The 674-nt window shown below is 68.8% G+C and carries 1 protein-coding gene and 1 pseudogene; both read left to right on the forward strand.

What is annotated here, in order from left to right:
* A partial coding sequence (locus tag K4G64_RS39530) for a phage tail protein (protein WP_221760655.1) occupies positions 1 to 294 on the forward strand: 294 nt, incomplete at its 5' end.
* A 21-nt stretch (positions 295 to 315) separates the two neighbouring features.
* Positions 316 to 674 (forward strand): annotated as a pseudogene (locus K4G64_RS39535) (peptidase M23); the annotation flags it as partial.

The following is a 674-nucleotide window of genomic DNA, read 5'->3' on the forward strand; positions in this document are numbered from 1 at the left end:
AACAACGGCTTCGTCTGGCAGCTGCCGACCCGCGTGTCGTTCTCGACGATCCGGCTGACCCGGCCGCTCACCCCGGACACCACGAAGGTCGCCAAGTGGATCTCGTCGCTGCAGACGGGCATCAAGCGGCCCACCGCCCAGATCGCGGCGCTGCGCGCCGACGGGTCGGAGGTCGCGCGGTGGGGCCTCATCGACGTGCTGCCGGTGAGCTGGACCGGACCCACCCTCGACCCGGCCAACCCGGCCGTGGCGACCGAGGTCCTGGAGATCACCCACCACGGATTCACGGACTGAGCGAGGGGAGGACGGGACACCATGGCCAAGGGCAGCAAGAGGGGCGCGGGCAAGAGCCTCATCCGCGCCACGCTCGCCATTCACGAACCGCCGAAGGGCAAGAGCAGGACACCCGGCGGGATCATCAAGACGTTCGACTTCGACTTCAACCCGGCGCAGCTGTCGCTGAGCCGCCGCGCCCAGTGGAAGGCGACCCCCGCACAGACCGAACGGGTCGGCCCGCTGCCGGAGTTCATGGGGGCGGAACCGCGCGAGATGGCCGTGGAGATCTTCCTCGACTCCTCCGACGAGCCGACCAGCAACTCCGTGATGAAGAAGGTCGACTCGCTGCTCGCCTGCTGCGAGGTGACGACGAAGAGCATCGCCGCCAAGCAGCCGTC

This window comes from Streptomyces sp. WAC04114, assembly GCF_019733245.1.
In the GTDB taxonomy this organism is placed as follows: domain Bacteria; phylum Actinomycetota; class Actinomycetes; order Streptomycetales; family Streptomycetaceae; genus Streptomyces; species Streptomyces massasporeus_A.